Genomic DNA, 2,926 nt, shown 5'->3' with positions numbered 1-2,926 from the left:
TTGGAATAATCTCCGTTCAGTTAACGCGTGGATTAACGGATTGCAAGAGCGCGGACGAAATTTACGCTCCGCGTTCTTTTCTGGCTCATCCTATATATAACAATAAAGATCTAATAAACCCGGACACTTTGTTAGAGATATAATGAGAAGGTGACGCCTCCAATTAGTAGAACATGTACTTTTCAATGAAGGCCACGATGACTTTTTCATGTAACTCAACAGAGCGTGAGAAGCTGATGGTTTTGCGAGTGAGTCTTTTGATTCATGTACGCATGGGTCAGGTTGTTACGCTCAAGGCGCGGAGTGAAGATTTTTCCAGTCAGATGCTTATCCTGCGGCACTTATCTGGCATAGCTCCCCCCCCCCCCAGTTATCACTGGTTATCATGCCGATACTGAACGGGGTCAACAGTGCGAGTAATTCCCGACAGGTCTCATCGGTTCGGGGACCGAAAGTGTGAGCCAGACCGCCGCCTTTTTTTGTGTTATATGCGTACCATAAGCAGTGCAGTTGAGTCTTGCTGCCGATGAAACCCCATTTCTCATCGAGTCGCCATATCAGCATGAGCGACAGGAGGCGACGTTATCCTGAGGGTGTGAGTTTTTTAAAGACGGATGACGGTGTTGATGCCGATCTTCAGCACTCTGGAAGTATGCCGGCTCCCGGAGCCGTTGAAAGCCATTTCAACAATCTGCAATCTTCTCTTTCACTCCAGGTTTACGGGCTTCATAGATGTAGGATAGCTGAAATACCCGATGGCAATCACGACAGCGAAACCTGTCCGAACCTTTCTGATTCTGGCCATGCAGATGAACATTAACGCTGGCCATAAGCAAACCTCAAAGAACGTATTATGCATCCCATTCCACCAATTGGATGCATCACCAATAAACATGTAAGCTCATAAACTCATTTCAGCTTATCCTCCATGGTTTTGATGATGGTGGCTATGTGTAACGGCTCATAATCGAAATCCCTCGAGATCGCAATCAACGCAATTTTCGGCTCACATTAAGTGACAATGAGCTCGCAATCATCTTTTCTGGCTTGCAATCCATTATCATGTGCTCACGATAAATGATAATGAAATCCTGCCCGCCCACTTTAGCGCTATCGATACCGCGACAGGCAGCCTCTGGTTAGCGCTCCACCGCCCGGGTTGGTACCTGTTCACTGATAAGTGAACAGTGCAGTGTGACGGGATTGCGACCCACGTCCGTCAGCACACCATCGATAAAATCACAGGCGAGAATATTGTCAGGCCAGTGACGACGTGCCGAGTAGACGTTGACATTCACGTACACACCGTCGTTGAGCCACCCGAGTCGACCGGTCTTCATCATTTGTGATGTAAAGTGGGCCATGCCGCCTTCTGCCGGAAGATTGATTTCTGCCCGCCCCAGATTGATTTGACCGACCTCATCCGCAGAAGTCTGCTTCTGAGGCACGGGCCACCCATACCAGCTGGCAGATACCGTGATACTTTCACGCCCCTGCATCAGGTTTTTCCTGGCTGCTGGCGACAGAACAACCTGAACCCGCAAAACCGGTAAGGACTGGGCAGCTTCTGCCAGTTTGGTTCCCCGGACATTCCAGCCAATCACCAGAACCAGAAGTAACACCCAGAGGTCATATCGTTTCAGTGCTTTCATCATATTGGCAGCCCCACTGCCAGCATCCTGCCCCGCAGTTCTGCCGTTCTGGCCGGGTCGAGCTGATGGTTGAACATGGCCCTGATCTCTGCCGGTTTGGCATCAAACTGTTCCACCATGTCTTTCAGTCGATAACCATGACGCGTTAATGTCGGCTCTAAATCGTCAAGTTGGCGGGAAAGTACCGATTCAACCAGGGCGGCAGTTATCGGTTTTTCTCCTGTCTGATAACCTGCCTCCAGGGCCAGCGTCAGATGCAGTTGAACCTGAAGTGGCGTACGCAGTTTCATTGCCTGCAGGTCGATGGCGTCGGCGGTCAGAATGTCTTCCGGCTTGCCTTTCCCCATACTGGTTTTCAGTAGCCACTGAATATATTCCCGTTGGCTACCGGCGATCCCATCCAGCGTAAAGATATCCGTACGATAGCCGATCTCCTCAATGGTCGGGCGCCGCAGATCATTGCGCAGTTTGGGGTGACCGGCCAGAACAACCGACAGCCGGCCGCCACCGTCTTCCACAACCTCCATCAGCCTTTTGAGTCCGAACAGTGTATGCCCGTTCAGGTCATGCGCTTCATCGACGAACAATGCCACTGGCCGTTTTCCTTTTTTGACAAGTTCCTGTAACTCACGCTCGCGTCGTTCGCCCTGTTTGGGGATCTGGACCTGTTTATCCCGAATTAAATCGTAAAAGAGCGCGTTGATTAGCGTGGCCAGTTTAATGCTGTGCTTTTCAATCGACTGGGAGCGGGCTACGGTAATTTTATTTACCTCCCTGAGGCGCTGCTGCAAACGCCGTAGCGTGACTGTCTTGCCGCTGCCAACCTCGCCACAAACGGCAATTAACCGGCCTTCGTGGATAGCACCGCGGATGTCCTTGATAAGCTGCTTACGGTGAGCCGTCTCATAGTACCGGGATCACGATACTGCCGATCAACAGTAGATTGAATTTTCTTGGTGTTTCGCGCCAGGTGAGCGGCATGCCACATAGTCCGACGAAAATCGCCGGCAGCAGCCAGAAAATAATCAGCGGATAATCGCTACCATCATGACCGGTGAAAAAACGCCAGTACATGGCCGGTAAGTCACGCCACTCCACCCTAGGGATCCAACCAACGTCTCCGCCGACGCGCAACTCGGGGATATGCATTAGCAGATTAATCAGCACCAGTAGCCACGGAATCCCCCCATGTCAGGGTAGTTGTCGCCTCCAACTGAAAAATCATCAGGGGGTTGGAGACGATATTTATGAAGACCTATTCACCCGAGCGTAAA

The 2,926-nt window shown here is 51.0% G+C and carries 2 protein-coding genes and 2 pseudogenes; all 4 read right to left on the bottom strand.

Annotation, left to right across the window (positions count from 1 at the left end):
- Positions 1-163: 163 nt before the first annotated feature.
- Positions 164-830 (bottom strand): annotated as a pseudogene (locus tag M2407_RS26200) (IS1 family transposase).
- Between the two features lie 309 nt (positions 831-1,139).
- On the bottom strand, positions 1,140-1,655 hold the full coding sequence (locus tag M2407_RS26195; protein WP_259220275.1) for a hypothetical protein: 516 nt from the start codon (positions 1,653-1,655) through the stop codon (positions 1,140-1,142).
- A pseudogene (locus M2407_RS26190) lies at positions 1,652-2,563 on the bottom strand (ExeA family protein); the annotation flags it as partial. The pseudogene M2407_RS26190 and the gene M2407_RS26195, both read right to left, overlap by 4 nt.
- The gene (locus M2407_RS26185) at positions 2,556-2,819 is read right to left on the bottom strand and encodes a hypothetical protein (RefSeq protein ID WP_259220274.1); all 264 of its coding nucleotides are present in this window, start codon (positions 2,817-2,819) and stop codon (positions 2,556-2,558) included. The gene M2407_RS26185 and the pseudogene M2407_RS26190, both read right to left, overlap by 8 nt.
- Between the last annotated feature and the right edge of the window lie 107 nt (positions 2,820-2,926).

This window comes from Serratia sp. BIGb0234 (assembly GCF_024809915.1).
Classification (GTDB): Bacteria; Pseudomonadota; Gammaproteobacteria; order Enterobacterales; family Enterobacteriaceae; genus Serratia; species Serratia liquefaciens.
The sequence above is the reverse complement of the archived record's forward strand: the minus strand, read 5'-3'. Positions and strand labels throughout refer to the sequence as shown.